Source organism: Pseudomonas sp. lyk4-TYG-107, assembly GCF_030209055.1.
GTDB lineage: Bacteria > Pseudomonadota > Gammaproteobacteria > Pseudomonadales > Pseudomonadaceae > Aquipseudomonas > Aquipseudomonas putida_A.
The window spans coordinates 42,864-66,143 of record NZ_JARVST010000031.1; the positions used below are offsets into that span (position 1 = coordinate 42,864).

Genomic DNA, 23,280 nt, shown 5'->3' on the forward strand with positions numbered 1-23,280 from the left:
TTTTGGTGGGTGATGAAGGGGAGGGCGATCCTTGGATTTTGTGTTGTTCGCACTGGCGCCTTCGCGAGCAAGCCCGCTCCCACAGGGGATTGCATTATCAAGGTGGGAGCGAGCCTGCTCGCGAAGGGGCCAGTTCAGCCAACGCAATAATCGGCTATCAGCGATCAAGCACTTCCTGCATCCACTGCAGATACTGCACCCGCTCGGAAATCGAGTTGTGCCCCGAATCCGGCACCACCCGCAGCGTCGCCACGCCTTTGGGGAAATGCGTCAGCAGCCGCTGCGTACTGTCTCGTGGAATCACTTCGTCATCGCTGGCCGCCAACAGCAACGTCGGCACGCGAATGTGCGCGGCATAGCGGCCCGACTCGAAGCGATCCTTGAGCAACCATTTGACCGGAAACCACGGGTATTGGCGGACGGCAATTTCTTCGAGGCTGTTGTACGGCGTCACCAGAATCAATCTGGTCGCCGGACGCTGACTCGCCAGCCGCACCGCCACCCCCGATCCCAGGCTGCGGCCGATCACGGCAATCTGCGGATGGCTGGCGTACACCTGATCAAACAGCGCCAGCGCATCTTCGGCAATCGCTTCTTCCGAAGGTGAGCCGCCGCTGCCACCGAAGCCCCGGTAGTTCAGCAAAAACACCGCGTAGTCGGGAAAAGCCTCGCTGAACGACGGCAGATTGCGCGACACATCTTCGGCATTGCCGCCAAAGTAGATCAGCGCTTTTGGCCCGGCATGCGCGCGCGTGGTCACCCACACATCGGCCTCCGGCATCGCCAGTTTCAGCCGCGAATCTTCCGTAGTCACGGCGTTGTCAGGCTGGGGGAAATAGATCAGCGAGCGCTGAAAAATGAACAGCGCCCCGCACAGCAACAGGTAGAGGGCGATGAGCAAGGCGACGAGTGACATCAGTTTTCTGGACATTCGACTAACTTTAACGGGGCGCGGGTGTTCGCAGTCGCAGTGTAGTCCAGCGAATCCGGCTGGCCGTCGTCGCACACAACGTGCAACAGATTCACGCAGCAGGGGAACCCGCATGAGCCACACTGAGGGTTGCTCCCGTCGCCGCTTGCTCACGCTGGCTGCCGGGGTTTCGGCGGTCCTGACCTTTGACCGGGCGTTGGCCACTGCCATCACGCCGACTGCCACTTCGCCGAGCCAGGCAGGAGACCAGACCATGCAGACCCGCGCCATCCCTTCCAGCTCCGAGCTGTTGCCCATAGTGGGCGTGGGCACTTATCGCGGCTTTGACGTTGCCCCCGGCGATCCGGCTTATAAGCTATTGCCAGCAGTGCTCGACGAGCTGTTCAAAAAGGGTGGCACGTTGATCGACAGCTCGCCGATGTATGGCCGCGCCGAGCAAACTACTGGCGAGCTGCTATCGATTCACGAACCGCGTTCACCCGCGTTTCTGGCGACAAAGGTCTGGACCCGAGGGCGCAAGGAAGGTATCGCGCAGATGGAGGAATCCTTCCGTCTGCTGCGCACCGAACGCATCGACCTGATGCAGATCCACAATCTGCTGGACTGGCAGAGCCATCTGCCAATCCTGCGCGAATGGAAAGAACAGGGGCGCATTCGCTACATCGGCATCACCCATTACACGCCGTCGGCCTACGATGAAGTCGAAGCAGTGCTCAAGGCCGAACAACTGGATTTTTTGCAAATCAACTACGCCCTCGATGACCGTGGCGTGGAGAAACGCATTCTGCCGCTGTGCCGTGAACGCGGGGTGGCGGTGATCTGCAATCGGCCTTTTGGCGGCGGCGGGTTGCTCGCCCGTCTCAAGGTCAAGCCGTTGCCGGCCTGGGTCTCGGACGTGCAGGTAAACAGCTGGCCGCAACTGGCGTTGAAGTTCCTGCTGTCGCACCCGGCGGTGACTTGCGTGATTCCCGGCACCGGCAATCCGCGCTACATGGCCGACAACGCTGGCGCCGGATTCGGGCCGATGCTCACCGATGCGCAGCGGCATCAGTTGATTGCGCTGCTGGGGTAGGCGGTCAACCGCGATACCGCAACGCCTCCACCAACAGCGCGAACGCCGGCGCCGCCTGCCGTCGGCTCGGGTAGTACAGGTGGTAACCGGCAAACGTCGGGCACCAGTCTGCCAGCACTTGCACCAGACGCCTGTCGGCCAGATACGGCGCGACGATATTTTCCGGAATGTAGCTGAGGCCGAAACCGTCGACTGCGGCGTCGAGTAGCGGGTAGACACCGTTCAGTGTGACTTGCCCGGATACCCGCACCTTTAGGCTTTCGTCACCCTTCTCGAATTCCCAGGTGTACAGCCCGCCGTTGGTGGGCAGACGCAGGTTGTTGCAGGCGTGGTCAGTCAAGTCTCTTGGTGTTTGCGGGTGTGTACGGTTGGCGAAATAGGCCGGCGAGCCGACCACCGCCATGCGCATGTCCGGGCCGATGCGGGTGGCGATCATGCCTTGGGCCACGTCTTCGCCCAGCCGAATGCCGGCGTCGAAGCCTTGTCCGGCGATGTCGACGAAACCGTAATCGCAGATCACCTCGACGGCGATGTCCGGGTACTGGGGCAGGAATTCCTTGAGCACCGGGCGCAGCAGCCAGTTCAGCGAATGGTCGGTGGCGCTGATGCGGATCCGGCCGGCCGGGGTTTCGCGCAGGTTGCTCAGGGCCGCCAGTTCCTGTTCGATCTCTTCGAAGCGCGGGCCGATGGTCTGCAGTAAATGTTCGCCGGCCTCGGTCGGTGAGACGCTGCGCGTGGTGCGGGTCAGCAGGCGCAGGCCCAGGCGCGCTTCAAGGGCGCGGATGGTATGGCTGAGCGCCGATTGCGAGACGCCGAGTCTGGCCGCGGCTTTGGTGAAGCTGCGCTCGCGGGCCACGGCGAGGAAGGCGAGCAGGTCACTGGCGTTTTCTCGAAGCATTGATGAGTGTCCTGCATAAGTTTTTTCGAATTCTAGTCGATTATCTGAATAGTCCGGCTCGGTAAAGTGCGGCTATTGATCACCGGAGACCATCGCCATGAACCCGATTGCCGCTTCTGCACTGACCCTGTCCTTACTGGCGGGTGAGGCCCAGGCCAACGAATCCCCGCGCGTCACTGTCACCCCCAACGGCTCGCAACCCTCGGCCCAAGGCCCGGCAGACTGGTTCACTGGCACTGTGCGTGTTGACGCGCCGTTCAAGGGCAGCGATGCCGCGCGTGTCAGCGGCGCCACGGTGACCTTCGAACCCGGCGCACGCACGGCGTGGCATACCCATCCGTTGGGTCAGACGTTGATCGTCACCGCCGGTTCAGGTTTTGTTCAAGAGTGGGGTCAGCCGGTTCGACAGATCCGTCCCGGCGATACGGTGTGGATCGCGCCGCAGGTGAAGCACTGGCATGGCGCCGCGCCGACCACGGCGATGACGCACATTGCGATTGCCGAAGTGCTGGACGGTGAAGTGGTGGAGTGGATGGAGCAGGTGAGTGCGACACAATACCCAAGATCGGAGTAACTTCCGCATCCTCGATCCCTAGCACCCCATGCTAGTGCGCTAACGAAGCCCTCACCCCATATCGATTGGGGAGAGGGCTTGAATGTGCAGATGACTAGATCATCGGCGGCAAGGAAGAGAGAATCTTGTCCAGCGTAATCGGATACTCACGCACCCGCGCCCCGGTGGCGTTGTAGATCGCATTTGCTACCGCTGCGCTCACGCCGCAAATCCCCAGCTCCCCCACACCCTTGGCTTTCATCGGCGATGAAATCGGATCGGTCTCATCGAGGAAAATCACCTCCTGATGCGGGATGTCGGCATGCACCGGCACCTCGTATCCGGCAAGATCGTGATTGACGAAAAAGCCCAGCCGCTTGTCCACCGCCAGCTCTTCCATCAACGCCGCTCCGACGCCCATGGTCATCGCGCCGATCACCTGGCTGCGCGCGGCTTTCGGGTTGAGAATCCGTCCCGCCGCGCACACCGCGAGCATGCGCCGCACGCGGACTTCGCCGGTCGCTGCATCCACCGCAACCTCCACGAAATGCGCGCCGAAAGTCGATTGCTGATACTGCTTGGCGAGGTCGGCGAACTCGATGCTGTCCTCGGCCTCGACCACGCCATCTTTTGCCGCATCACGCAGCGGCAGGGTCTTGCCCCCGGCGCGCACCTGACCGTCAGCAAACTCGACGTCACTACCGCTCATGCCCAGCTTCGTCGCCACCGCTTCGCGCAGTTTCATGCACGCGGCATACACCCCGGCAGTCGAGCAGTTGCCGCCGAACTGGCCACCGGAGCCGGACGACACCGGGAAGGTCGAATCCCCCAGATGCACGCTGACGTCCGCCAGGTCCACGCCCATCATCTCGGCCGCGGTCTGGGCGATGATGGTGTAGCTGCCGGTGCCGATGTCGGTCATGTCGGTTTCCACCGTGACCTTGCCGTCGCGCTCCAGCCGCACCCGCGCGCCGGATTTGAGCAGCAGGTTGTTGCGAAACGCGGCGGCGACGCCCATGCCGATCAGCCAGCGTCCTTCGCGACGGCTGCCGGGAGTAGCATTGCGCTGGTTCCAGCCGAATTTCTCGGCACCGGTCTGCAAGCATTCGATCAGGCGTCGCTGGGAAAACGGACGCTCGGTTTTCACCGGGTCGACCTGGGTGTCATTGAGGATGCGGAACTGCACCGGGTCGAGCTTGAGCTGCTCGGCCATTTCGTCCATGGCGATCTCCAGCGCCATCAGCCCCGGCGCTTCACCCGGCGCGCGCATGGAGTTGCCTTCGGGCAGATCCAGCGGCGCCCGGCGCATGGTCACCCGGCGATTTTCCCCGGCATAAAGCAACTGGCTCGGTTGCGCGGCGACCTCGACTTTGCCGTCCTTGAGGTTGCCCGACCAGCCTTCGTGAGCGATGGCGCTGAGCTTGCCGTCCGCCGTCGCGCCCATCCGAATGCGTTGGATCGTGGCCGGGCGGTGGGTGGTGTTGTTGGCCATTTGCGGGCGGGCGAGGGCGACTTTCACCGGGCGGTTGGCCAGGCGCGCACCGAGGGCGGCGAGGATTGCGTCGGCACGAATGAACAGTTTGCCGCCGAAGCCGCCGCCAATGTACGGCGAGATCAGGCGCACGTTTTCCTTGGGCAGGCCAAGGGTCGTGGCGACGTCGCCGACGCTCCAGGCGATCATCTGGTTGGAGGTCCACAAGGTCAGATGATCACCTTTCCACGCGGCCAGGGTCGCGTGCGGTTCCATCATCGCGTGGGACTGATCGGGAGTGGTGTAGGTCTGGTCGAACTGCACCGGCGCGGCGGCGAAGGCCTTGTCGAAATCGCCGTGGGTGACGTCGGGCAATTCGTCGTCTTCGACACCCTGGTCGCGCACGTTGGCCAGTTCGAACTCGCCTTTGGCCGCGACGTAATCGACCTTGACCAGTTGCGCTGCGGCGCGGGCCTGTTCGAAGGTCTCGGCGACCACCAGCGCCACGGCCTGGTGATAGTGCTGCACCTCGGGCCCGGCCAGCAGCGGCGCCGCGTTGTATTGGCCTTTGCCGAGCTTGCCGGCATTGGCGGCGGTGACGATCGCCAGCACGCCGGGCGCGGCTTGTGCAGCGTCGAGATCGATGTGGCTGATGCGGCCCTTGGCGATGGCCGAGCCGACCATGAAACCGTAAGCCTGATTCGCCACGGCCTGATGTTGCTCGTAAGCGTAGGGCGCTTGGCCACTGGTTTTCAGCGGGCCTTCGATGCGGTCGGTGGGTTTGCCGACGACCTTGAGCTGGTCAATCGGGTTGGTGGTGGCGGGCGTGTCGAACTTCATGCTTCATCCCTCGCTTGCGCCAACACCGAGCCGAGCGTGCGCTCGACCAGGGTCAGTTTGAATTGGTTGTCGTGGGTTGGCGTGGCACCGTCGAGCAAGCGTTCGCTGACGGCTTTTGCGCCTTTGGGCAGCAACGCGTCGGCGGCTTCCACCCGCCACGGTTTCGGCGCAATACCGCCGACCGCCACACGGCCACTGCCGTCCTTTTGCAGGATCAGACCGACCGACACCAGCGCGAAGGCGTACGACGAGCGATCGCGCACCTTGTGATAAATGTGCGTGCCGCCAACCGGGGCCGGCAGGGTTACCGAAGTGATGAATTCGCCGGGCGTGAGGCTGGTTTCGATGTTCGGCGTATTTCCTGGCAGTTGATGGAAATCGGCGATGGCGATGCTGCGTGTGCTGCCGTCCGGCTTCACCGTTTCAACCTGCGCATCGAGGGCGCGCATGGCAATCGCCATGTCACTGGGGTGGGTCGCGATGCAGGCGTCGCTGACGCCGATCAGCCCCAATTGCCGACTGACCCCGCCAATCGCCGCGCAGCCGCTGCCGGGCTGGCGTTTGTTGCAGGCCTGATTGACGTCGTAGAAGTACGGGCAGCGGGTGCGTTGCAGCAGGTTGCCGGCGGTGCTCGCCATGTTGCGCAACTGGCCCGAGGCCCCGGCGAGCAGGGCGCGGGAGAGCAACGCGTAATCCTTGCGCACGCGGCTGTCAGCGGCCAGATCGGTGTTGCGCACCAGCGCGCCGATGCGCAATCCGCCTTCAGGCGTGTCTTCGATTTGATCGAGGCCCAAGTGGTTGATGTCGATCAGGTGCAGCGGGGTTTCGATGTCTAGTTTCATCAGATCCAGCAGGTTGGTGCCACCGGCGATGAACTTCGCGCCTTCGACCTGTGCCGCCAGCGCTGCGGCTGCGGCGGGGGAGTCGGCGCAGCTGTAATTGAACGCTCTCATGCTGGCACCTGCGCGACTTCAGTGATGGCTTCGATGATGTTCGAGTAGGCGCCGCAGCGGCAGATGTTGCCGCTCATGCGTTCCTGGAATTCGCTGGCGATCAGTTGCGGGGCTTCGGTCAGGCTCGGGCTGACGTGGCTGGGAATGCCCTCGCGGATTTCCTTGAGCACTGCCACTGCCGAGCAGATCTGCCCCGGCGTGCAATAGCCGCACTGGTAGCCATCGTGCTTGATGAACGCGGCCTGCATCGGGTGCAGGTTGTCGGGCATGCCCAGGCCTTCGATGGTGGTGATCTCGCTGCCTACATGCATCACCGCAAGCGTCAGGCAGGAGTTGATCCGGCGGCCGTCGGCGATGACGGTGCAGGCACCGCACTGGCCGTGGTCGCAGCCTTTTTTGCTGCCGGTCAGGTGCAGGTGCTCGCGCAGGGCGTCGAGCAGGGTGGTGCGGTTGTCCACCTCAAGGGCTTGGGGTTTACCGTTGACGTTGATCGTCAGTTTGGCCATGGCGGGTTGCTCCAGACTGGCCGCGTAGGCCTTGAGGCTAATGAAGGGGGGCATTGCAAACGCGGTGGCGGTCACCGCGCCGAGGATCAGGAATCTTCGTCGGGAAATCGTCATGCTTCGATTCCTCTCTGGCTTAATCAGGACGGCAGGGATTGAAGGGCCCAAACGGGCGCGCCGGCATGTTTACCGGTCTCGTTCTTGGAATGACCTGCGCGGAGGGGAAAAGGTTTTTGCGGATTTACGCTATAGAGTTATGCGCATGGCTCATCAATTGGCTGGGCAATGCTTAACCTTGTGGGAGCTGGCTTGCCAGCGATGAGGTCGTGTCAGTCAGCCTTTCGCTTAAATGACACACCGCCATCGCGGGCAAGCCCGCTCCCACAGAGTTTGTGATCAATGCCCGCCAACCACCATGTGCGTAAACGGCGCCACATACGCCTGCAATGTCACCAGCCCGCCCACCAGGATGGCCAGCACGATCGAGTGGAAGAACACGTAGCGCAGAATCTCGCCCTCGTGCCCATACCAGCGGGTGGCGGTGGAGGCGACCACGATCGATTGCGCATCGACCATTTTGCCCATCACCCCGCCGGAACTGTTGGCCGCTGCCATCAGCACCGGGCTGATGCCGAGCTGTTCCGAGGTCACCCGTTGCAGTCCGCCGAACAGCACGTTCGAGGCCGTATCCGAACCGGTCAACGCGACGCCGAGCCAGCCGAGCAGAGTGCCGAACATCGGGTAGAACACCCCGGTCGCGGCAAACGCCAGACCCATGGTGGCGTCCAGTCCGGAATAACGCGTGAGGAACCCCAGCGCCAGCATCGCCGCAATGGTGATCAGCGAAAAGCGCACCACCCACAACGTGCGCAGGTATTGCTTGATCAGTTGCGGGATCGAATAGCCCATCAGCAGCCCGCCGACAATCGCCGCCAGCAGGATGCCGCTGCCGGTGGCAGTGAACCAGGTGAACTTGTAGATCGCCTCTTCGGCTTTCGGCGCCGGCACCACCGGCGGGACTTTCTGCACTTGCAGGTGCAGGGTGGTAAAGGTCAGCGCCGGCGAGAAAATCGGATTGGCCTCATTCAGCGGTTTGCCTTGCGCATCAAGTTTCACCGAATGGGTTACCGGATCCAGCGCCGGGCGCACGTCGAAGATGTTCTTGAAGCCCTGGGTGCCCCAGGCAAACACGAACACCGTGAGGATGATCCACGGCATCCACGCACGCATCACCGCCGGGCGCGCCTGATCGCGGAAGGCGGCGCTGGCGGTGACTTTTTCTTCCTCGACCCGGGAGTTGTCGACCCGCCCGGACAGGGCGGCCGAGGTGTACACCGTCGCCGGTTTCCAGACCCGCAGAAACAGGGTCAGGCAGGCCATGGAAATCAGTGCGGCGATCACGTCCACCAGCATCGGCCCGTGGAAGTTCGACACGAGGAATTGCGGCACCGCGAAGCTGACCCCGGCCACCAGAATCGCCGGCCAGATCTCCAGCATCTTGCGCCACCCGGCAAACGCCCAGATCAGCCAGAACGGTACCAGCACCGAGAAAAACGGCAGCTGCCGACCGACCATCATCGACAGCTCCATCTCGTCCAGCCCGGTGACCTTGGCCAAGGTGATGATCGGCGTGCCGAGGGCGCCGAACGCCACCGGTGCGGTGTTGGCAATCAGCGCCAGCCCCGAGGCGGCCAACGGCGAAAAACCGAGGCCGATCAGAATCGCCCCGGTCACCGCAACCGGCGTGCCGAACCCGGCCGCGCCTTCGAAAAACGCGCCGAAGCAGAAGGCGATCAGCAGCAACTGCAAACGCCGGTCATCGGTGATTCGCGCCAGAGAATCCTGCAGCACTTTGAACGAGCCGTTCTCGGTGGTCAGGCGGTGCAGAAAGATGATGTTGAGCACGATCCAGCCGATCGGCAGCAAGCCATTGGCCGCGCCGAACAGCGCGGCTGAGCCGGCCATGCTCGCCGGCATACCGAAGGCGAAGATCGAGATGAGCAGGGCCGACGCCAACGCCAACAGGGCGGCCAGATGCGCCTTGACGTGAAAGAACGCCAGCGCCGCGAGCATCACCACCACCGGCACTGCAGCCATGAGCGTGGAGATCAACGGGTTGCCGAACGGATCGTAAATTTGCTGCCAGACCATGGTCCACCTCTGCTTGTTGTTATCGAGGCGCAGATCCGTTGCGTGGGAGTCGCTAAGCAGCAGTATAGGTGGCATTTCGCCGCTGCCCGGATGCTGGCGGCGGGCCGATCAACGGTCGTGGTCGGGCAGTGAATCAAAGTCCTTTTGTCCGGTCGTATCAGCGGCTGCGCGCACTGCGTCCTGAAGGCGCGGGCAGTGACAGCCGTTCCGTGGTCAAGACCTTGGTGTTAGGGAAGTTTTGAATGAAGCGTGCAACAACCTTGCTGTTGACGATATCCGCCGCTGTTTTGCTGGCTGGCTGTGTGGCGGACTTTGATGATGATCATCGCCACGGACGACATTACGACCGTGATCACGGGCGCTATTACGACCATGACCGGCGTTGGGATGACCGCGACGATGGTCGTCGCGACGGGCGTCGTTACTATCGTGATCGCGACGATGACTGAGTAGAAATCAAAAGGGCGTTCCCGCGACGGGAACGCCCTCGGCGATTAAAAATGAGCGCTCGCCCGGACGCTGGAATGCGCAGGCGCGGTGGCCTCGAGATCCAGCAAATGGGTGGCGAGTATGTCGCTCAGAAAGCGGAACTGATCGTTGATGCCGACCACTTCATTGCTGAAATGATTGCTCGCGGCGGGCATCAGCACATCATCGAAATCTTCGTTGAACAGCAGCGCTTGAGTCTTGCGCGAGACGACCTGCTGGTCGTAGTAGTTGCTGCCGAACACCGGGAAGCTCACGGAGAGGGTGATGGTGCGAATCATGATGGGTACTCCTCGTTGCGTCTCGGATGGGTGAATCGTGCCTTCGCCGGGCGGCGGGCGGAAGGCAATCGTGGCGATGGTGAATATCGATGGCGTTGATGGTTGAGAGGTGTGGTGGATTTACTGGCCTCATCGCTGGCAAGCCAGCTCCCACAGGTTTTTCGGATGTTCATTGGATTCATGGCCACTGAAGATCTCTGTGGGAGCTGGCTTGCCAGCGATGGCGTCGGTACAGCCAACATCCTCGGAAACTGACACACCTATACTCAATGCTGTTTTCCTCCATTCAAGGACTCCACCACCGTGAACCTGCGTGCGCTGAGCCTCGCCGCACTGTGTCTGCTGGCTGGCTGCGCCTCCTCGGCGCGGGCCCCGGTGGCGCCGCGAGCGGTGGTGGTATCGCCGGCGACCTGGCAGCAGATCGATCGCGACATCGTCAGCGCCTCGCAGCAATCCACCGAGCAAGTCAAAGTATTTGCCCGTGGCTCGATGGAACATTGGCGCACTCGCGTCTATCAGCAAACTGAAGAAAATTTCATTCCGTGGTTCAGCAGTTACTGGACCCAGGAATGGCTGTCGATGAAAGTCAGTTGGTACACCATCAGTGCCGGCGGCGAACAGGATGCGTCAGCCAAGCGCCTGGCGAGCTATCTGCTTGAGCAATATCAGGAAAGGGTGCTGGCACCGGTGGCGGTGGAGATCGATCCGGACGCGATCCTCGGTCAGGCCACGGCGTTCTACGCGCAACTGATGGCCCGGCAGATGCCGCTCATCGCCCAGCGTTACGGTGTGCCGGTGGCCCAGCTCAACGGGCGTCTGCAGAAGGTCCCGGCGATTGCCCTCGGCCCGCCGCCGGCGCGGGATGCTTCGCTGTATCAGGTCATCAGCACCGAGCCGCTGAACACCTTGCCGGCGTATGCCGCGTTGATCGACAAGATCCACACCGAAGGCGGCAGCAAGGGCATCGCTTCGACCGACGCCGGCATGGCCCCCGTGGCCAAACGCGCCAGCCAGCGGATGGAGGCGGAAATGGCTCCGCGCGGTGCGGCCAGTGCGGTGGCGGCTGCGGCGGGCAAGTTGGTCGGCGGGGTGATCTCGATCGGCGTGGCGGGCATCCGCGCGATCATCCAGGCCAACGACCGGCCCGACAGCGAAGCGCTGATTCGCAGCAGCCTGGGCAGCACGTTCGACAAGGCCTGGGCGAAACTGCTGCAGAACCCGACCACCGGGGTCATGGCCGGAACCCTGCATATCGCCGGGCAGGTCGAGGGCAGCCTTGGCGGGGGCGAACAACCATCGGTCGGGCAGGGCGTGAATCGTGTCGAATGGCAGCCGCCGCAATCGACTACCCGGCAGATCGAACCCAACGTGCAAGGAGAGTGATCATGGCTTACATCGATATTTTTGTAGCACCCGTGCCGAATGCCAATCGCGAACAGTACAAAAAACACTGTGAGATCGCCGCGAAACTGTTCAAGGAATACGGAGCGAAGGAGGTGGTTCAGTGCTGGGGCGATGACGTGCCGGAAGGCAAAGTCACGTCATTCCCGATGGCGGTAAAACTCAAGGAGGGCGAGACGGTGTCGTCCGGCTGGCTGATCTGGCCCGACAAAGCCACCCGCGATGCCGGCATGGCGAAAATGATGGAAGACCCGCGCATGCAACCGGACGTCAACCCAATGGGGTTTGATGGGCAGCGGATGATCTTTGGGGGCTTCAAGAACATTCTTGAATCCTGAAACTCAACTGATTCCGTGTAGGAGTGAGCCTGCTCGCGATGGCGGTGTGTCAGTCAGCGGGTTTGCAAAATGTGCCGGCCTCTTCGCGGGCAAGCCACGCTCCCACAGGGTTTTGCGGATGGCGACGATCATGGGCACGCCACAAATCCAGTGTGGGAGGGTGATCACTCTGGGGAGGGGGTTGTCCGGCAGCCTTTGCGGTTGCGAATCTGCTCGTCCGTGGGCCGTTCGCGGACGAATTCGAAACGCGGTTCACCTTCGCTGTAATGCACCAGCCAGCCCCATTCCAGCTCGCTTTCATCCTGCCCTGGGCTGGGTGGCCGGGCCCACCACGGTTCTTTGCTGAGGATCTCGCGCATGGCGACCTCCGGTTCGATGGCAATCCTTGAACTATAGCCGGGCGTCGCCAGTCGTCAGAGGAGCCTGTGTAGAATCGGCTGATCGACGAGCGAAGGAGTTGGCCCATGACCGATGATGCGCGCAGGGATGAACCGTTCAAGCGACTGTTTTTTGCCCTCGACTGCCCGCCACCGCAACGCAAGGCCATCGCTCAGTGGCGCGGCGAGTTGGGGTTGCGCACTGGCAAAGCGGTGCCGGCGGATAACTTTCACCTGACGTTGCTGTTCCTTGGTGCCGTGCCGCTGGCGCAAATCCATGAGGTCTGCGAGGCCGCCGGCAAGGTGCGCACGCCGGGTGAGCCGTTGCGGATTGCGCTGGATCGGCTGCAGGTCTGGCATCGGGCCGGGATTCTGTCTTTGGCGCCGGAGCAGGCACCGCCGGGGTTGTTGCGTCTGGTGTATGCGTTGGAGCAGGCGATGCTGCCGTTCGGCTTCGAAGAATCACCGCGCGAGTTTCGCCCGCACCTGACCCTGGCTCGGGACTATCGAACAGAGGCGCCGGAGGCCACTACGCCGCCGGAGTTTTTCCTGCGCGCCGAGCGCTTTGCCTTGTTCGAATCGCACAAGGGTCGCTACCGGATTCTTCAGGATTGGCCACTGAATTGAGCGCAGAAAAAAAGGCGCCCGAGGGCGCCTGAAATTCACCTGAGCCGAGGGAGCCAGGTGAGGCCGTTCATTACAGGGTGCAGCGGTGGTAAGGCGCTGCGTGAACGGGAAACCGTAAATTCTGCATTTACGAAAAATGGTGTCCGGCACAATCTTCAATGTGAGTGCTCAACCCTGTGGGAGCTGGCTTGCCAGCGATTGGGGCGGCACATCCAACATCGTCGTTGACTGACTCATCGCCATCGCTGGCAAGCCAGCTCCCACAGGTTTTCCAGTCTTGTCACAATCTTCAATCAGCCGGATTACTTACCGAGCTTCACCCGGGTCCAGCCGCGGGTCATGATCCGCTGCGTGGCAATCGGCTGATCCGGCACCGCATACAACGTCGCCATTACCGCCTGCGACGGATACGAACCCGGATCGTTGCGGATCGCTTCGTCCACCAGTGGCGTCGCCGCCGAGTTGGCGTTGCTGTAGCCGTTGCTGTTGGTGATCTCGGCGATGATGTCCGGGCGCATCAGGAAGTTCATGAACAGGTAGGCGTTCTCGACGTTCGCCGCATCGCGCGGGATCGCGACCATGTCATAGAAACTGCCGGCACCTTCCTTCGGAATGCTGTAGTCGATCTGCACTTTGTTGCCGGCTTCCACCGCGCGGGCCTTGGCCTGCAGCACGTCACCGGAGTAACCGACCGCCACGCAGATATTGCCGTTGGCCAGGTCCGAGATGTACTTCGAGGAATGGAAGTACGCCACGTACGGGCGGATCTTCATGAACAGCGCTTCGGCTTCGAGAATGTGCGCCTTGTCCTTGTCGTTCACCGGATAGCCCAGATAGTGCAGGGCGGCCGGGATCATTTCGGTCGGCGAATCGAGGAAGCTGATGCCGCAGGCTTTCAGCTTTTCAGCGTTTTCCGGCTTGAACAGCAAGTCCCAGGAATTGGTCGGAGCCTCGGCACCGAGCACTTCCTTGACCTTGTCCGGGTTGTAGCCGATGCCGATCGAGCCCCACATGTACGGGAACGCGTGGGCGTTGTCCGGATCACTGGCGGAGGCGTTTTTCAGCAGCACCGGGTTGAGATTCTTCCAGTTCGACAGCTTGGATTTGTCGAGCGGCTGATAGACCCCGGCCTTGATCTGCTTGGCCAGGAAACTGTTGGACGGCACGACAATGTCGTAACCGGATTTGCCCGCCAGCAAACGCGCCTCGAGGGTCTCGTTGCTGTCGAACACGTCGTAGGTCACCTGGATGCCGGTCTCGTCTTCGAACTTCTTGACGGTGTCCGGCGCGATGTAATCGGACCAGTTGTAAACACGCAGCACCTTGTCGTTGGCCTGGACGCCCGTGGCGATTGCGCCCATTAAGGACAGTGTCAGCAGAGTCCTGCCAAGCATTTTCATCGGTGAAACTCCATTTTTTTTATTCAAAAACCCAACATAAAAAATCGGTGCACATAAAACCTGTGGCGAGGGAGCTTGCTCCCGCTTGAGTGCGCAGCGCTCATAAGCTTTTGGGTCTGCTGCGCAGCCCAGCGGGAGCAAGCTCCCTCGCCACAATTGTTCATCGGTGTTGCTTAAGCAGTGACGGCGCGTTGCGGCTGCTGCCACGCCTCATTCGCCGTCTGATCCATCGCTTCCTGAATCGCCTTCTTGCGGTTGGCTTCTGCCTTGCGGCCGAAGTACCAGACCAGGAAGGTCACCAGCGACACCGCCAGCAGAATCAGGCTGGCCACGGCGTTGATCTCAGGCTTCACGCCCAGACGTACTGCCGAGAACACTTCCATCGGCAGCGTGGTCGAACCCGGGCCGGAGACGAAGCTCGCCAGCACCAGGTCGTCCAGCGACAGGGCGAACGACATCATGCCGCCCGCTGCCAGCGACGGCGCGATCATCGGAATGGTGATCAGGAAAAACACCTTGAACGGCTTGGCCCCCAGATCCATCGCGGCTTCTTCGATCGACAGATCCAGCTCCCGCAGGCGGGCGGAGACTACCACCGCCACATAGGCGGCACAAAACGTGGTGTGGGCGATCCAGATCGTGACGATGCCACGCTCCTGCGGCCAGCCGATCAACTGCGCCATCGCCACGAACAGCAGCAACAGCGACAGACCGGTGATCACCTCAGGCATCACCAGTGGCGCCGTCACCAGACCGCCAAACAGCGTGCGACCCTTGAAGCGCGTCACTCGCGTCAGGACGAAGGCGGCGAGGGTGCCCAGTGCGACGGCGGCAATCGCGGTGTAGCAGGCGATTTCCAGCGAGCGCACCACCGAGCCCATCAGTTGCGTGTTGTCGAGCAGGCCGACGTACCACTTCACTGACCAGCCTCCCCATACTGTCACCAGTTTTGAGGCGTTGAACGAGTAGATCACCAGAATCAGCATCGGCAGATAAATGAACATCAGGCCGAAGATCAACATGAACTTGGAAAAACCGAAGCGTTTCATCCCCGTGCCTCCATCTCTTTGGCCTGGCTGCGGTTGAACAGCAGAATCGGCACAATCAGGATCAACAGCATCACCACCGCCAGCGCAGACGCCACCGGCCAGTCGCGGTTATTGAAGAACTCTTGCCACAGCACGCGACCGATCATCAGCGTCTCCGGGCCACCCAACAGTTCCGGAATCACGAACTCGCCGACCACTGGAATGAACACCAGCATGCAGCCGGCAATGATGCCGTTCTTGGCCAGCGGCACGGTGATTTTCCAGAAGTTGTTGAAGTTGCTCGAACCCAGATCTGACGCGGCTTCCAACAGGCTGCCATCGTGTTTCACCAGGTTGGCGTACAGCGGCAGCACCATGAATGGCAGGTACGCATACACCACGCCGATATACACCGCGGTGTTGGTGTTGAGGATCTCGATCGGGTGATCGGTCAGCCCGGTCCACATCAGAAACGCGTTGAGCAGACCGTTGTTGCTGAGGATGCCCATCCACGCGTAAACACGGATCAGGATCGCGGTCCAGGTCGGCATCATGATCAACAGCAGCAGGACGTTTTGCGCTTCCTTGCTCGCTTTGGTGATCGCATAGGCCATCGGGAAACCGATCACCAGGCACATCAGCGTGCTCAGCGCCGCGACCTTCAGCGAACCGAGGTAGGCCGACAGGTACAGCTCGTCTTCGCCGAGCAGGGTGTAGTTGCCGATGTTGAGCATCAGCTGGAATTTCTGTTCGGCGTAGGTGTAGATCTCCGAGTACGGCGGGATCGACAGCGCGGCTTCCGAGAAGCTGATCTTCATCACCAGGAAGAACGGCAACATGAAGAACAGGAACAGCCAGATGAACGGGATGCCGATGACGAACTTTCGCCCGCTGGGCACCAGGCGCAGGAATTGCTGATTGAAGGTTCTCATGAGCGCAGTACCACGCCGCTGTCGTCTTCCCACCAGACGTAGACCTTGTCGTCCCAGGTCGGCCGCGCGCCACGGCGTTCGGCGTTGGCCATGAACGACTGGACGATTTTGCCGCCCGGCAGCTCGACGTAGAACACCGAGTGGCCGCCGAGGTAGGCGATGTCATGCACCTTGCCTTCGGACCAGTTGTAGCGGACTTCGGGTTTGATGGTGCTGACGAGCATTTTTTCCGGGCGGATTGCGTAGGTGATCGACTTGTCCTGCACCGACGTGCTGACGCCGTGGCCGACGTAGATCTTCTGCTGCAGGTCCGGGCTGTGGATGATCGCGTGACCTTCAAGGTCTTCCACCACGGTGCCGTCGAAGGCGTTCACGTTACCGATGAATTCGCAGACCATGCGGCTGACCGGCGCTTCATAGATGTCGACCGGGCTGCCGATCTGGGCAATCCAGCCCAGGTGCATGATCGCGATGCGCTCGGCCATGGTCATGGCTTCTTCCTGGTCGTGGGTCACCATCACGCAGGTCACGCCGACGCGCTCGATGATCTCGACCAGTTCCAGTTGCATCTGCGAACGCAGTTTTTTATCCAGCGCGCCCATCGGTTCGTCGAGCAGCAACAGCTTCGGACGTTTCGCCAGCGAGCGGGCGAGGGCGACGCGCTGGCGCTGACCGCCGGACAACTGATGGGGTTTGCGTTTGGCGTATTGGGTCATGTGCACCAGGCGCAGCATCTCTTCGACGCGGGCGTCGATTTCGCCGGCCGGCAAACGGTCCTGCTTGAGGCCGAAGGCGATGTTCTGCGCCACAGTCATGTGCGGGAACAGCGCGTAGGACTGGAACATCATGTTGATCGGCCGCTCGTAGGGCGGCATGTCGGTGATGTCCACGCCGTCGAGCAGAATCCGCCCTTCGGTCGGGCGCTCGAAACCGGCGAGCATGCGCAGCAGGGTCGATTTGCCCGAGCCGGAGCCACCGAGCAGGGCAAATATCTCGCCCTGATGGATCTCCAGGGACACATCGTCCACTGCCGTGGTTTCGTCGAACTTCTTGGTGACACGATCGACTTTCACCAGAACCTTTTTCGGTTGCTGGTGGCCTTCAAGTGCCTTCCGGTAAGTGCTGGAGGCGTTTGCCATGTGAAACTCCCAACAGGTTTCGTTCGCTCGGCCAACGTGGCCGGGCTTAAGTGGATTGCAAGCCTGTAAGCGCAATTTCAGTCATTACATATCCCCCTGTAGGAGTGAGCCTGCTCGCGATGAGGCCATCTCAGTCGACATCTCTGTTGACTGGTCTACTGCTATCGCGAGCAGGCTCACTCCTACAGGGGAATTGCGCATGCCTGACTGACCTTGCGCTGCCGAGGGCTTGGTCGGCGCCGCCGTCCTGGCTGCCTGGGTCGTACTTGTTGTTATTACGGTTTGTTGTTTTCACGGATGACGGATGCGCACACGCGCAACCGCCGACCCCGTGGGGGCAGTAAACAGTTTTGAAATCCTGGGTTGAGTCAGCGCTGGTTGCGTCGCGCTGCCCGTTGCCGGCAGGCCGCGCCGAATGCCTGGAAAATCTTCAGGTAGTTCGGGTTGTCCAGCACCTGCCATTCCGGGTGCCATTGCACGCCGAGGGCGAAGGTCGGGCTGTGCTCGACCGAGATCGCCTCGATCAGGCCATCCGGCGCCACCGCTTCGGCACGCAGGCCGGGCGCGAGGCGGTCGATGCCCTGACTGTGAATCGAGTTGACCTGGAACTCGCCCGGCAACGCCAGCGCTTCGAACACGCCGCCCGCCAGCACGCTCACGGCATGCGCCGGTGCGTATTGCACGGCCACGTCCGGGCTGTCGGCTTCACGGTGATCGAGCATGCCCGGCAGCTCATGCACTTTCTGGTGCAGGCTGCCGCCGAAGGCCACGTTCATTTCCTGGAAGCCACGGCAAATGCCGAGCACCGGAACGCCCGCCGCAATGGCTGCACGCAATAAAGGAAGGGTGGTGGCGTCCCGCGCGGGATCGTGATCCGTGCCGGGTTCGCTGGCCGGGCCTTGATAGTGGAAGGGCTCCACGTTCGAGGGTGAGCCGGTCAGCAACAGACCGTCGAGTTGACCGAGCAGGTCTTCGATTTCAGTCAGTTTGCCAAGGGAAGGAATGACGACGGGCAACCCCAGCGCCGCAACGCTGACAGCGCGAACGTATTTGTCGCCGCTGATGTGATAGGGGTGCAGGCCAATCTGTTTGACGCACGCAGTAACGCCGATCAATGGCTTGAATGCCATTTTTATTCACCTCGAAGTTTGACACTTGAACGAGCTTTTCCGGAGCTTAGCCTCGTTGATTTTAATTAACAACTGCCATGTAAAAAATTCTAAACGCCGTTCATCCAATCTTCATGATTCCAGGCCTTGCGGCGCCTGCATTGGCACGTGAGTGTTAAAAAAAGCCCGAAAAATAAACGCTGAGCGGCCAGGTGTTCGCTATTGACTTCACTTTGCCTTTCGGATTGACTGGCTCGGCGAAACAGCGGTGAACATAATAATTAACAGCTAAATAGGTGCATCATGTCGGTCCCTCTGCGTGCCGTTCAACTCAACGAAGCAAACGCATTCCTTAAGAAACATCCTGAGGTTTTGTACGTCGACCTTCTGATTGCAGACATGAACGGTGTGGTGCGCGGCAAGCGCATCGAGCGCACCAGTCTTCACAAGGTTTACGAGAAAGGCATCAACCTGCCGGCCTCGCTCTTCGCCCTCGACATCAATGGCTCCACGGTGGAAAGCACCGGCCTGGGCCTGGACATCGGCGACGCCGACCGCATCTGCTACCCGATCCCGGGCACCCTGAGCATCGAGCCGTGGCAGAAGCGCCCAACCGCACAGTTGCTGATGACCATGCACGAGATCGAGGGCGAGCCGTTCTTCGCCGATCCGCGTGAAGTGCTGGCCAACGTGGTGCGCAAGTTCGATGAACTGGGCCTGACCATCTGCGCCGCGTTCGAACTGGAGTTCTACCTGATCGACCAGGACAACGTGAACGGCCGTCCGCAGTCGCCACGGTCGCCGGTCTCCGGCAAGCGTCCGGTGTCGACTCAGGTGTATCTGATCGACGATCTCGACGAATACGTCGACTGCCTCCAGGACATTCTGGAAGGCGCGAAAGAGCAGGGCATTCCGGCTGACGCGATCGTCAAGGAAAGCGCCCCGGCGCAGTTCGAAGTCAACCTGCATCACGTCTCCGACCCGATCAAGGCCTGCGACTACGCGGTGTTGCTCAAGCGTCTGGTGAAGAACATCGCCTATGACCACGAGATGGACACCACCTTCATGGCCAAGCCGTATCCGGGCCAGGCGGGCAACGGTCTGCACGTACACATTTCGATCCTGGACAAAGAAGGCAACAACATCTTCGCCAGCGAGGATCCCGAGCAGAACGCCGCGCTGCGCCACGCGATCGGCGGTGTGCTGGAGACCCTGCCTGCGCAAATGGCGTTCCTGTGCCCGAACGTCAACTCGTACCGCCGCTTCGGCGCGCAGTTCTACGTGCCGAACTCGCCGAGCTGGGGCATCGACAACCGCACCGTTGCGGTACGTGTACCGACCGGTTCGGCTGACGCCGTGCGCATCGAACATCGCGTGGCTGGCGCCGACGCCAACCCGTACTTGCTGATGGCTTCGGTACTGGCCGGTATTCACCACGGCCTGACCAACCAGATCGAACCGGGCGCGCCGGTTGAAGGCAACAGCTACGAGCAGAACGAACAGAGCCTGCCGAACAATCTGCGCGACGCATTGCGCGAGCTGGACGACAGCGAAGTCATGGCCAAGTACATCGACCCGATGTACATCGACGTGTTCGTCGCGTGCAAGGAAAGCGAACTGGCCGAGTTCGAGAACTCGATCTCCGACCTTGAGTACAACTGGTATCTGCATACGGTGTGATTTGCAGACCAACACCGATCCAATGTGGGAGCGGGCTTGCTCGCGAATGCGGTATGTCATTCAAAGTTAATGTTGGCTGACACGACGTCTTCGCGAGCAAGCCCGCTCCCACAGGGGATTCGGTTACCCAATTCGATTGACGGGTGTTTGCCCGTCATCCACCCCCTTGTCGAGCCACAACCATGACCACCACACGCAACGACTGGGAACAACGCTTCCAGTCCCTGACCATCGAATCCCGCGCGTTCATCAACGGTGAATATCGCCCGGCGATCAGCGGCGCCACCTTCGAATGCCTGAGCCCCGTCGACGGCCGTTTTCTCGCCTCCGTGGCCAGCACCGATGAAGCCGACGCCAACCTCGCCGTCGAAGTCGCGCGCCAATCGTTCAACTGCGGCGTGTGGGCTAACAAAGCCCCGGCCGAGCGCAAACGCATTTTGATCCGCTTCGCTGATCTGATCCTGCAACACCAGGAAGAACTGGCGCTGCTGGAAACCCTCGACATGGGTAAACCGATCAGCGACTCGATGAGCATCGACATCCCGGCGACCGCCAATGCGATCCGCTGGAGCGCCGAAGCCATCGACAAGATCTACGACGAAGTCGCCGCCACCCCACACGATCAACTCGGTCTGGTGACTCGTGAGCCATCCGGCGTAGTCGCCGCGATCGTGCCGTGGAACTTCCCGCTGATCATGGCCAGCTGGAAATTCGCCCCGGCTTTGGCGGCGGGTAACTCGTTCATTCTCAAGCCTTCGGAAAAGTCGCCACTGACCGCGATCCGCATCGCGCAGCTTGGACTGGATGCCGGCATCCCGAAAGGCGTGTTCAACGTGCTGCCGGGCTTCGGCCACACCGTCGGCAAGGCGCTGGCGCTGCACATGGACGTCGATGTGCTGGCCTTCACCGGCTCCACGGCGATTGCCAAACAACTGATGATTTATGCCGGCCAGAGCAACATGAAACGCGTCTGGCTCGAAGCCGGTGGCAAGAGCCCGAACGTGGTGTTCGCCGACGCCCCGGACTTGCGCGCGGCCGCCCAGGCTGCGGCCGGTGCGATCGCCTTCAACCAAGGCGAAGTGTGCACTGCCGGTTCGCGCCTGTTGGTCGAGCGTTCGATCCGCGAGCAATTCATCCCGCTGCTGGTGGAAGCGCTGCAAGCGTGGAAATCGGGGCACGCCCTCGACCCGGCGACCACCGTCGGTGCCGTTGTGGATCAGCGTCAACTGGAAAACGTGCTGCGCTACATCAGCATCGGTCGCGAGCAGGGCGCCGAACTGATTGCCGGCGGCCAGCGCACCCTCGAAGAAACCGGTGGCCTCTATGTGCAACCGGCGATCTTCGACGGCGTGACCAATGCGATGACCATCGCCCGCGAAGAAATCTTTGGCCCGGTGCTGTCGCTGATCACCTTCGACACCGTTGAAGAAGCGCTGCAAATCGCCAACGACAGTATCTTCGGCCTCGCCGCCGGTGTGTGGACCAGCAACCTGAGCAAGGCGCACACCTTCGCCCGTGGCCTGCGGGCCGGCAGCGTCTGGGTCAACCAGTACGACGGCGGCGACATGACCGCACCGTTCGGTGGTTTCAAACAGTCGGGCAACGGTCGCGACAAATCGCTGCACGCGTTCGACAAGTACACCGAGCTGAAAGCGACTTGGATCAAGCTCTGATTTTCTACAGCGGTGGTCGCTTCTGATGAGCGATCCTCGGAGAACAATAAAATGAAGCAACAACACGTCAACAGCTACTACGCCGCCACGCGCAACGAAGTCATCGACTTCCCGACCCTTGAAGAGTCGGTCGAGTGCGACGTCTGCATCATCGGCGCCGGCTACACCGGCCTGTCCTCGGCGCTGTTTCTGAGCGAGGCCGGTTATAAAGTCACGGTGCTGGAAGCGGCGAAAGTCGGCTACGGCGCCAGCGGTCGCAACGGCGGGCAACTGGTCAACTCCTACAGCCGCGACGTCGATGTGATCGAAGAACGCTACGGCGACAAGACCGCAGAAATCCTCGGCAGCATGATCTTCGAAGGCGCCGACATCATCCGTTCGCGCATCAAGGAATACGACATCCAATGCGACTACCGCCCGGGCGGCATTTTCGCAGCGATGAACAAGAAACAGCTCAACGGCCTGGCCGAGCAGAAGCGCAGCTGGGAACGTTACGGCAACAAGAACCTGAAGATGCTCGATGCCGCTGACATCCGTCGCGAAATCGGCTCCGACGCCTACGTTGGCGGCCTGCTGGACATGCAGGGCGGCCACGTTCACCCGCTGAACCTCGCTCTCGGTGAAGCCGCGGCTATCGTGCGTCTGGGCGGCAAAATCTACGAGCAGTCGGCTGCCGTGGAAATCAAATACGGCGAGCCGAACGTCGTGCGCACCGCCAAAGGCCAGGTGCGCGCCAAGTATCTGCTGATCGCCGGCAACGCCTACCTGCCGCAAGGTCTGGACAATCGCGTGACCGCGAAAAGCATGCCCTGCGGCTCGCAGATCGTCGTCACCGAGCCACTGACCGAGAAGCAGGCGCGCAGCCTGATCACCAACAACTACTGCGTCGAAGACTGCAACTATCTGCTGGATTACTACCGCCTGACGGCCGATAACCGTCTGCTGTACGGCGGCGGTGTGGTCTACGGCGCGCGGGAACCGGACGACATCGAACAACTGATCCGGCCGAAGATCCTCAAGACCTTCCCTCAGCTCAAGGACGTGAAAATCGACTACCGCTGGACCGGCAACTTCCTGCTGACCATGTCACGCATGCCGCAATTCGGCCGCATCGAGAAAAACGCCTACTACATGCAAGGCTACAGCGGCCACGGCGTCACCTGCTCGCACCTGGCCGGCAAACTGATCTCGGAAATGATCCGCGGCGATGCCGAACGCTTCGACGCCTTCGCCTCACTCCCGCACATGCCAATGATCGGCGGCCGCACCTTCTCCGCCCCGTTGACCGCCCTCGGCGCCGTCTACTACTCGCTGCGCGACCGTTTCGGCATCTAGTTACCTCCCCGGCGGCCCCCAGGACCCCGCCGGTTTTTACCTGAAACACCAAGGTGACCACTGTAGGAGTGAGCCTGCTCGCGATGGCGCCAGTACAGGCAC

22 protein-coding genes are annotated in these 23,280 nt (G+C 61.5%); 9 read left to right on the forward strand and 13 right to left on the reverse strand.

Going from position 1 to position 23,280, the window contains the following annotated elements:
* Positions 1-157: 157 nt before the first annotated feature.
* Entirely contained in the window at positions 158-931 is a 774-nt protein-coding gene (locus QRN61_RS24630; RefSeq protein WP_103367699.1) for an alpha/beta hydrolase, read from the reverse strand.
* A gap of 112 nt (positions 932-1,043) precedes the next feature.
* Between QRN61_RS24630 and QRN61_RS24635 the strand changes: the two genes are divergently transcribed.
* Positions 1,044-2,003 (forward strand): aldo/keto reductase, encoded by a 960-nt coding sequence (locus tag QRN61_RS24635; RefSeq protein WP_190953435.1) that lies wholly within the window; start codon positions 1,044-1,046, stop codon positions 2,001-2,003.
* 4 nt (positions 2,004-2,007) lie between these two features.
* On the opposite strand, the gene QRN61_RS24640 is transcribed toward QRN61_RS24635, so the two are convergent.
* Complete coding sequence (locus QRN61_RS24640; RefSeq protein ID WP_285375922.1) at positions 2,008-2,901, reverse strand: LysR family transcriptional regulator; 894 nt, start codon at positions 2,899-2,901, stop codon at positions 2,008-2,010.
* A 97-nt stretch (positions 2,902-2,998) separates the two neighbouring features.
* Between QRN61_RS24640 and QRN61_RS24645 the strand changes: the two genes are divergently transcribed.
* Entirely contained in the window at positions 2,999-3,475 is a 477-nt protein-coding gene (locus QRN61_RS24645) for a (R)-mandelonitrile lyase (RefSeq protein WP_285375923.1), read from the forward strand.
* Between the two features lie 94 nt (positions 3,476-3,569).
* Here the strand turns inward: QRN61_RS24645 and paoC are convergent, their stop codons facing one another.
* The 4 genes from paoC to QRN61_RS24665 form a co-directional block, all read right to left on the reverse strand.
* A complete protein-coding gene (gene paoC / locus QRN61_RS24650; RefSeq protein WP_285375924.1) occupies positions 3,570-5,765 on the reverse strand; it encodes an aldehyde oxidoreductase molybdenum-binding subunit PaoC in 2,196 nt (731 codons plus the stop codon).
* Entirely contained in the window at positions 5,762-6,718 is a 957-nt protein-coding gene (locus tag QRN61_RS24655) for an FAD binding domain-containing protein (RefSeq protein WP_285375925.1), read from the reverse strand. Before QRN61_RS24655 ends, paoC begins: the two co-directional genes overlap by 4 nt.
* Positions 6,715-7,338, reverse strand: coding sequence for an aldehyde dehydrogenase iron-sulfur subunit PaoA (gene paoA, locus QRN61_RS24660; RefSeq protein ID WP_096796475.1), 624 nt, complete (start codon positions 7,336-7,338; stop codon positions 6,715-6,717). Before paoA ends, QRN61_RS24655 begins: the two co-directional genes overlap by 4 nt.
* A gap of 279 nt (positions 7,339-7,617) precedes the next feature.
* Complete coding sequence (locus QRN61_RS24665) at positions 7,618-9,372, reverse strand: L-lactate permease (protein WP_285375926.1); 1,755 nt, start codon at positions 9,370-9,372, stop codon at positions 7,618-7,620.
* Between the two features lie 242 nt (positions 9,373-9,614).
* Here QRN61_RS24665 and QRN61_RS24670 point away from each other — a divergent pair, with 242 nt between their 5' ends.
* Positions 9,615-9,821 carry a hypothetical protein gene (locus QRN61_RS24670; protein ID WP_096796473.1) on the forward strand — a complete coding sequence of 69 codons (207 nt, stop codon included), beginning with the start codon at positions 9,615-9,617 and terminating at the stop codon, positions 9,819-9,821.
* A gap of 45 nt (positions 9,822-9,866) precedes the next feature.
* On the opposite strand, the gene QRN61_RS24675 is transcribed toward QRN61_RS24670, so the two are convergent.
* Positions 9,867-10,139 (reverse strand): hypothetical protein, encoded by a 273-nt coding sequence (locus QRN61_RS24675; protein WP_003226119.1) that lies wholly within the window; start codon positions 10,137-10,139, stop codon positions 9,867-9,869.
* Positions 10,140-10,442: 303 nt separating this feature from the next.
* On the opposite strand from QRN61_RS24675, the gene QRN61_RS24680 reads away from it, so the two are divergent.
* Both QRN61_RS24680 and QRN61_RS24685 read left to right on the forward strand, forming a co-directional pair.
* Entirely contained in the window at positions 10,443-11,522 is a 1,080-nt protein-coding gene (locus QRN61_RS24680) for a hypothetical protein (protein WP_285375928.1), read from the forward strand.
* Positions 11,523-11,524: 2 nt separating this feature from the next.
* Positions 11,525-11,878, forward strand: a complete 354-nt coding sequence (locus tag QRN61_RS24685; protein ID WP_285375929.1) for a DUF1428 domain-containing protein — start codon at positions 11,525-11,527, stop codon at positions 11,876-11,878.
* Between the two features lie 164 nt (positions 11,879-12,042).
* On the opposite strand, the gene QRN61_RS24690 is transcribed toward QRN61_RS24685, so the two are convergent.
* The gene (locus tag QRN61_RS24690) at positions 12,043-12,237 is read right to left on the reverse strand and encodes a hypothetical protein (RefSeq protein WP_285375931.1); all 195 of its coding nucleotides are present in this window, start codon (positions 12,235-12,237) and stop codon (positions 12,043-12,045) included.
* Between the two features lie 105 nt (positions 12,238-12,342).
* Here QRN61_RS24690 and thpR point away from each other — a divergent pair, with 105 nt between their 5' ends.
* Positions 12,343-12,882 carry an RNA 2',3'-cyclic phosphodiesterase gene (thpR, locus tag QRN61_RS24695; protein ID WP_135296114.1) on the forward strand — a complete coding sequence of 180 codons (540 nt, stop codon included), beginning with the start codon at positions 12,343-12,345 and terminating at the stop codon, positions 12,880-12,882.
* A 302-nt stretch (positions 12,883-13,184) separates the two neighbouring features.
* Here thpR and QRN61_RS24700 read toward each other — a convergent pair whose 3' ends face one another.
* The 5 genes from QRN61_RS24700 to QRN61_RS24720 form a co-directional block, all read right to left on the reverse strand.
* Positions 13,185-14,282 (reverse strand): polyamine ABC transporter substrate-binding protein, encoded by a 1,098-nt coding sequence (locus QRN61_RS24700; protein WP_285375933.1) that lies wholly within the window; start codon positions 14,280-14,282, stop codon positions 13,185-13,187.
* 173 nt (positions 14,283-14,455) lie between these two features.
* Positions 14,456-15,331 carry an ABC transporter permease subunit gene (locus tag QRN61_RS24705; RefSeq protein ID WP_285375934.1) on the reverse strand — a complete coding sequence of 292 codons (876 nt, stop codon included), beginning with the start codon at positions 15,329-15,331 and terminating at the stop codon, positions 14,456-14,458.
* On the reverse strand, positions 15,328-16,209 hold the full coding sequence (locus QRN61_RS24710) for an ABC transporter permease subunit (protein WP_371917807.1): 882 nt from the start codon (positions 16,207-16,209) through the stop codon (positions 15,328-15,330). Before QRN61_RS24710 ends, QRN61_RS24705 begins: the two co-directional genes overlap by 4 nt.
* Before the next feature lie 29 nt (positions 16,210-16,238).
* Positions 16,239-17,381 (reverse strand): polyamine ABC transporter ATP-binding protein, encoded by a 1,143-nt coding sequence (gene potA, locus QRN61_RS24715; protein WP_285375936.1) that lies wholly within the window; start codon positions 17,379-17,381, stop codon positions 16,239-16,241.
* Positions 17,382-17,749: 368 nt separating this feature from the next.
* Entirely contained in the window at positions 17,750-18,511 is a 762-nt protein-coding gene (locus QRN61_RS24720) for a gamma-glutamyl-gamma-aminobutyrate hydrolase family protein (RefSeq protein ID WP_285375938.1), read from the reverse strand.
* A gap of 282 nt (positions 18,512-18,793) precedes the next feature.
* Between QRN61_RS24720 and QRN61_RS24725 the strand changes: the two genes are divergently transcribed.
* The 3 genes from QRN61_RS24725 to QRN61_RS24740 all read left to right on the forward strand — a co-directional run bounded on the left by QRN61_RS24725 (position 18,794) and on the right by QRN61_RS24740 (position 23,178).
* Positions 18,794-20,170, forward strand: coding sequence for a glutamine synthetase family protein (locus tag QRN61_RS24725; RefSeq protein ID WP_027611689.1), 1,377 nt, complete (start codon positions 18,794-18,796; stop codon positions 20,168-20,170).
* A gap of 182 nt (positions 20,171-20,352) precedes the next feature.
* Positions 20,353-21,843, forward strand: coding sequence for an aldehyde dehydrogenase (locus QRN61_RS24735; RefSeq protein ID WP_285375940.1), 1,491 nt, complete (start codon positions 20,353-20,355; stop codon positions 21,841-21,843).
* Positions 21,844-21,894: 51 nt separating this feature from the next.
* Positions 21,895-23,178, forward strand: coding sequence for an NAD(P)/FAD-dependent oxidoreductase (locus QRN61_RS24740; protein ID WP_285375941.1), 1,284 nt, complete (start codon positions 21,895-21,897; stop codon positions 23,176-23,178).
* The last annotated feature ends 102 nt before the right edge of the window (positions 23,179-23,280 follow it).

Coding starts and splice junctions, on each gene's coding strand:
- QRN61_RS24630 (WP_103367699.1), bottom strand. CDS start 931: ATGTCCAGAAAACTGATGTCACTCGTCGCCTTGCTCATCGCCCTCTAC.
- QRN61_RS24635 (WP_190953435.1), top strand. CDS start 1,044: ATGAGCCACACTGAGGGTTGCTCCCGTCGCCGCTTGCTCACGCTGGCT.
- QRN61_RS24640 (WP_285375922.1), bottom strand. CDS start 2,901: ATGCTTCGAGAAAACGCCAGTGACCTGCTCGCCTTCCTCGCCGTGGCC.
- QRN61_RS24645 (WP_285375923.1), top strand. CDS start 2,999: ATGAACCCGATTGCCGCTTCTGCACTGACCCTGTCCTTACTGGCGGGT.
- paoC (WP_285375924.1), bottom strand. CDS start 5,765: ATGAAGTTCGACACGCCCGCCACCACCAACCCGATTGACCAGCTCAAG.
- QRN61_RS24655 (WP_285375925.1), bottom strand. CDS start 6,718: ATGAGAGCGTTCAATTACAGCTGCGCCGACTCCCCCGCCGCAGCCGCA.
- paoA (WP_096796475.1), bottom strand. CDS start 7,338: ATGACGATTTCCCGACGAAGATTCCTGATCCTCGGCGCGGTGACCGCC.
- QRN61_RS24665 (WP_285375926.1), bottom strand. CDS start 9,372: ATGGTCTGGCAGCAAATTTACGATCCGTTCGGCAACCCGTTGATCTCC.
- QRN61_RS24670 (WP_096796473.1), top strand. CDS start 9,615: ATGAAGCGTGCAACAACCTTGCTGTTGACGATATCCGCCGCTGTTTTG.
- QRN61_RS24675 (WP_003226119.1), bottom strand. CDS start 10,139: ATGATTCGCACCATCACCCTCTCCGTGAGCTTCCCGGTGTTCGGCAGC.
- QRN61_RS24685 (WP_285375929.1), top strand. CDS start 11,525: ATGGCTTACATCGATATTTTTGTAGCACCCGTGCCGAATGCCAATCGC.
- QRN61_RS24690 (WP_285375931.1), bottom strand. CDS start 12,237: ATGCGCGAGATCCTCAGCAAAGAACCGTGGTGGGCCCGGCCACCCAGC.
- thpR (WP_135296114.1), top strand. CDS start 12,343: ATGACCGATGATGCGCGCAGGGATGAACCGTTCAAGCGACTGTTTTTT.
- QRN61_RS24700 (WP_285375933.1), bottom strand. CDS start 14,282: ATGAAAATGCTTGGCAGGACTCTGCTGACACTGTCCTTAATGGGCGCA.
- QRN61_RS24705 (WP_285375934.1), bottom strand. CDS start 15,331: ATGAAACGCTTCGGTTTTTCCAAGTTCATGTTGATCTTCGGCCTGATG.
- potA (WP_285375936.1), bottom strand. CDS start 17,381: ATGGCAAACGCCTCCAGCACTTACCGGAAGGCACTTGAAGGCCACCAG.
- QRN61_RS24720 (WP_285375938.1), bottom strand. CDS start 18,511: ATGGCATTCAAGCCATTGATCGGCGTTACTGCGTGCGTCAAACAGATT.
- QRN61_RS24725 (WP_027611689.1), top strand. CDS start 18,794: ATGTCGGTCCCTCTGCGTGCCGTTCAACTCAACGAAGCAAACGCATTC.
- QRN61_RS24735 (WP_285375940.1), top strand. CDS start 20,353: ATGACCACCACACGCAACGACTGGGAACAACGCTTCCAGTCCCTGACC.
- QRN61_RS24740 (WP_285375941.1), top strand. CDS start 21,895: ATGAAGCAACAACACGTCAACAGCTACTACGCCGCCACGCGCAACGAA.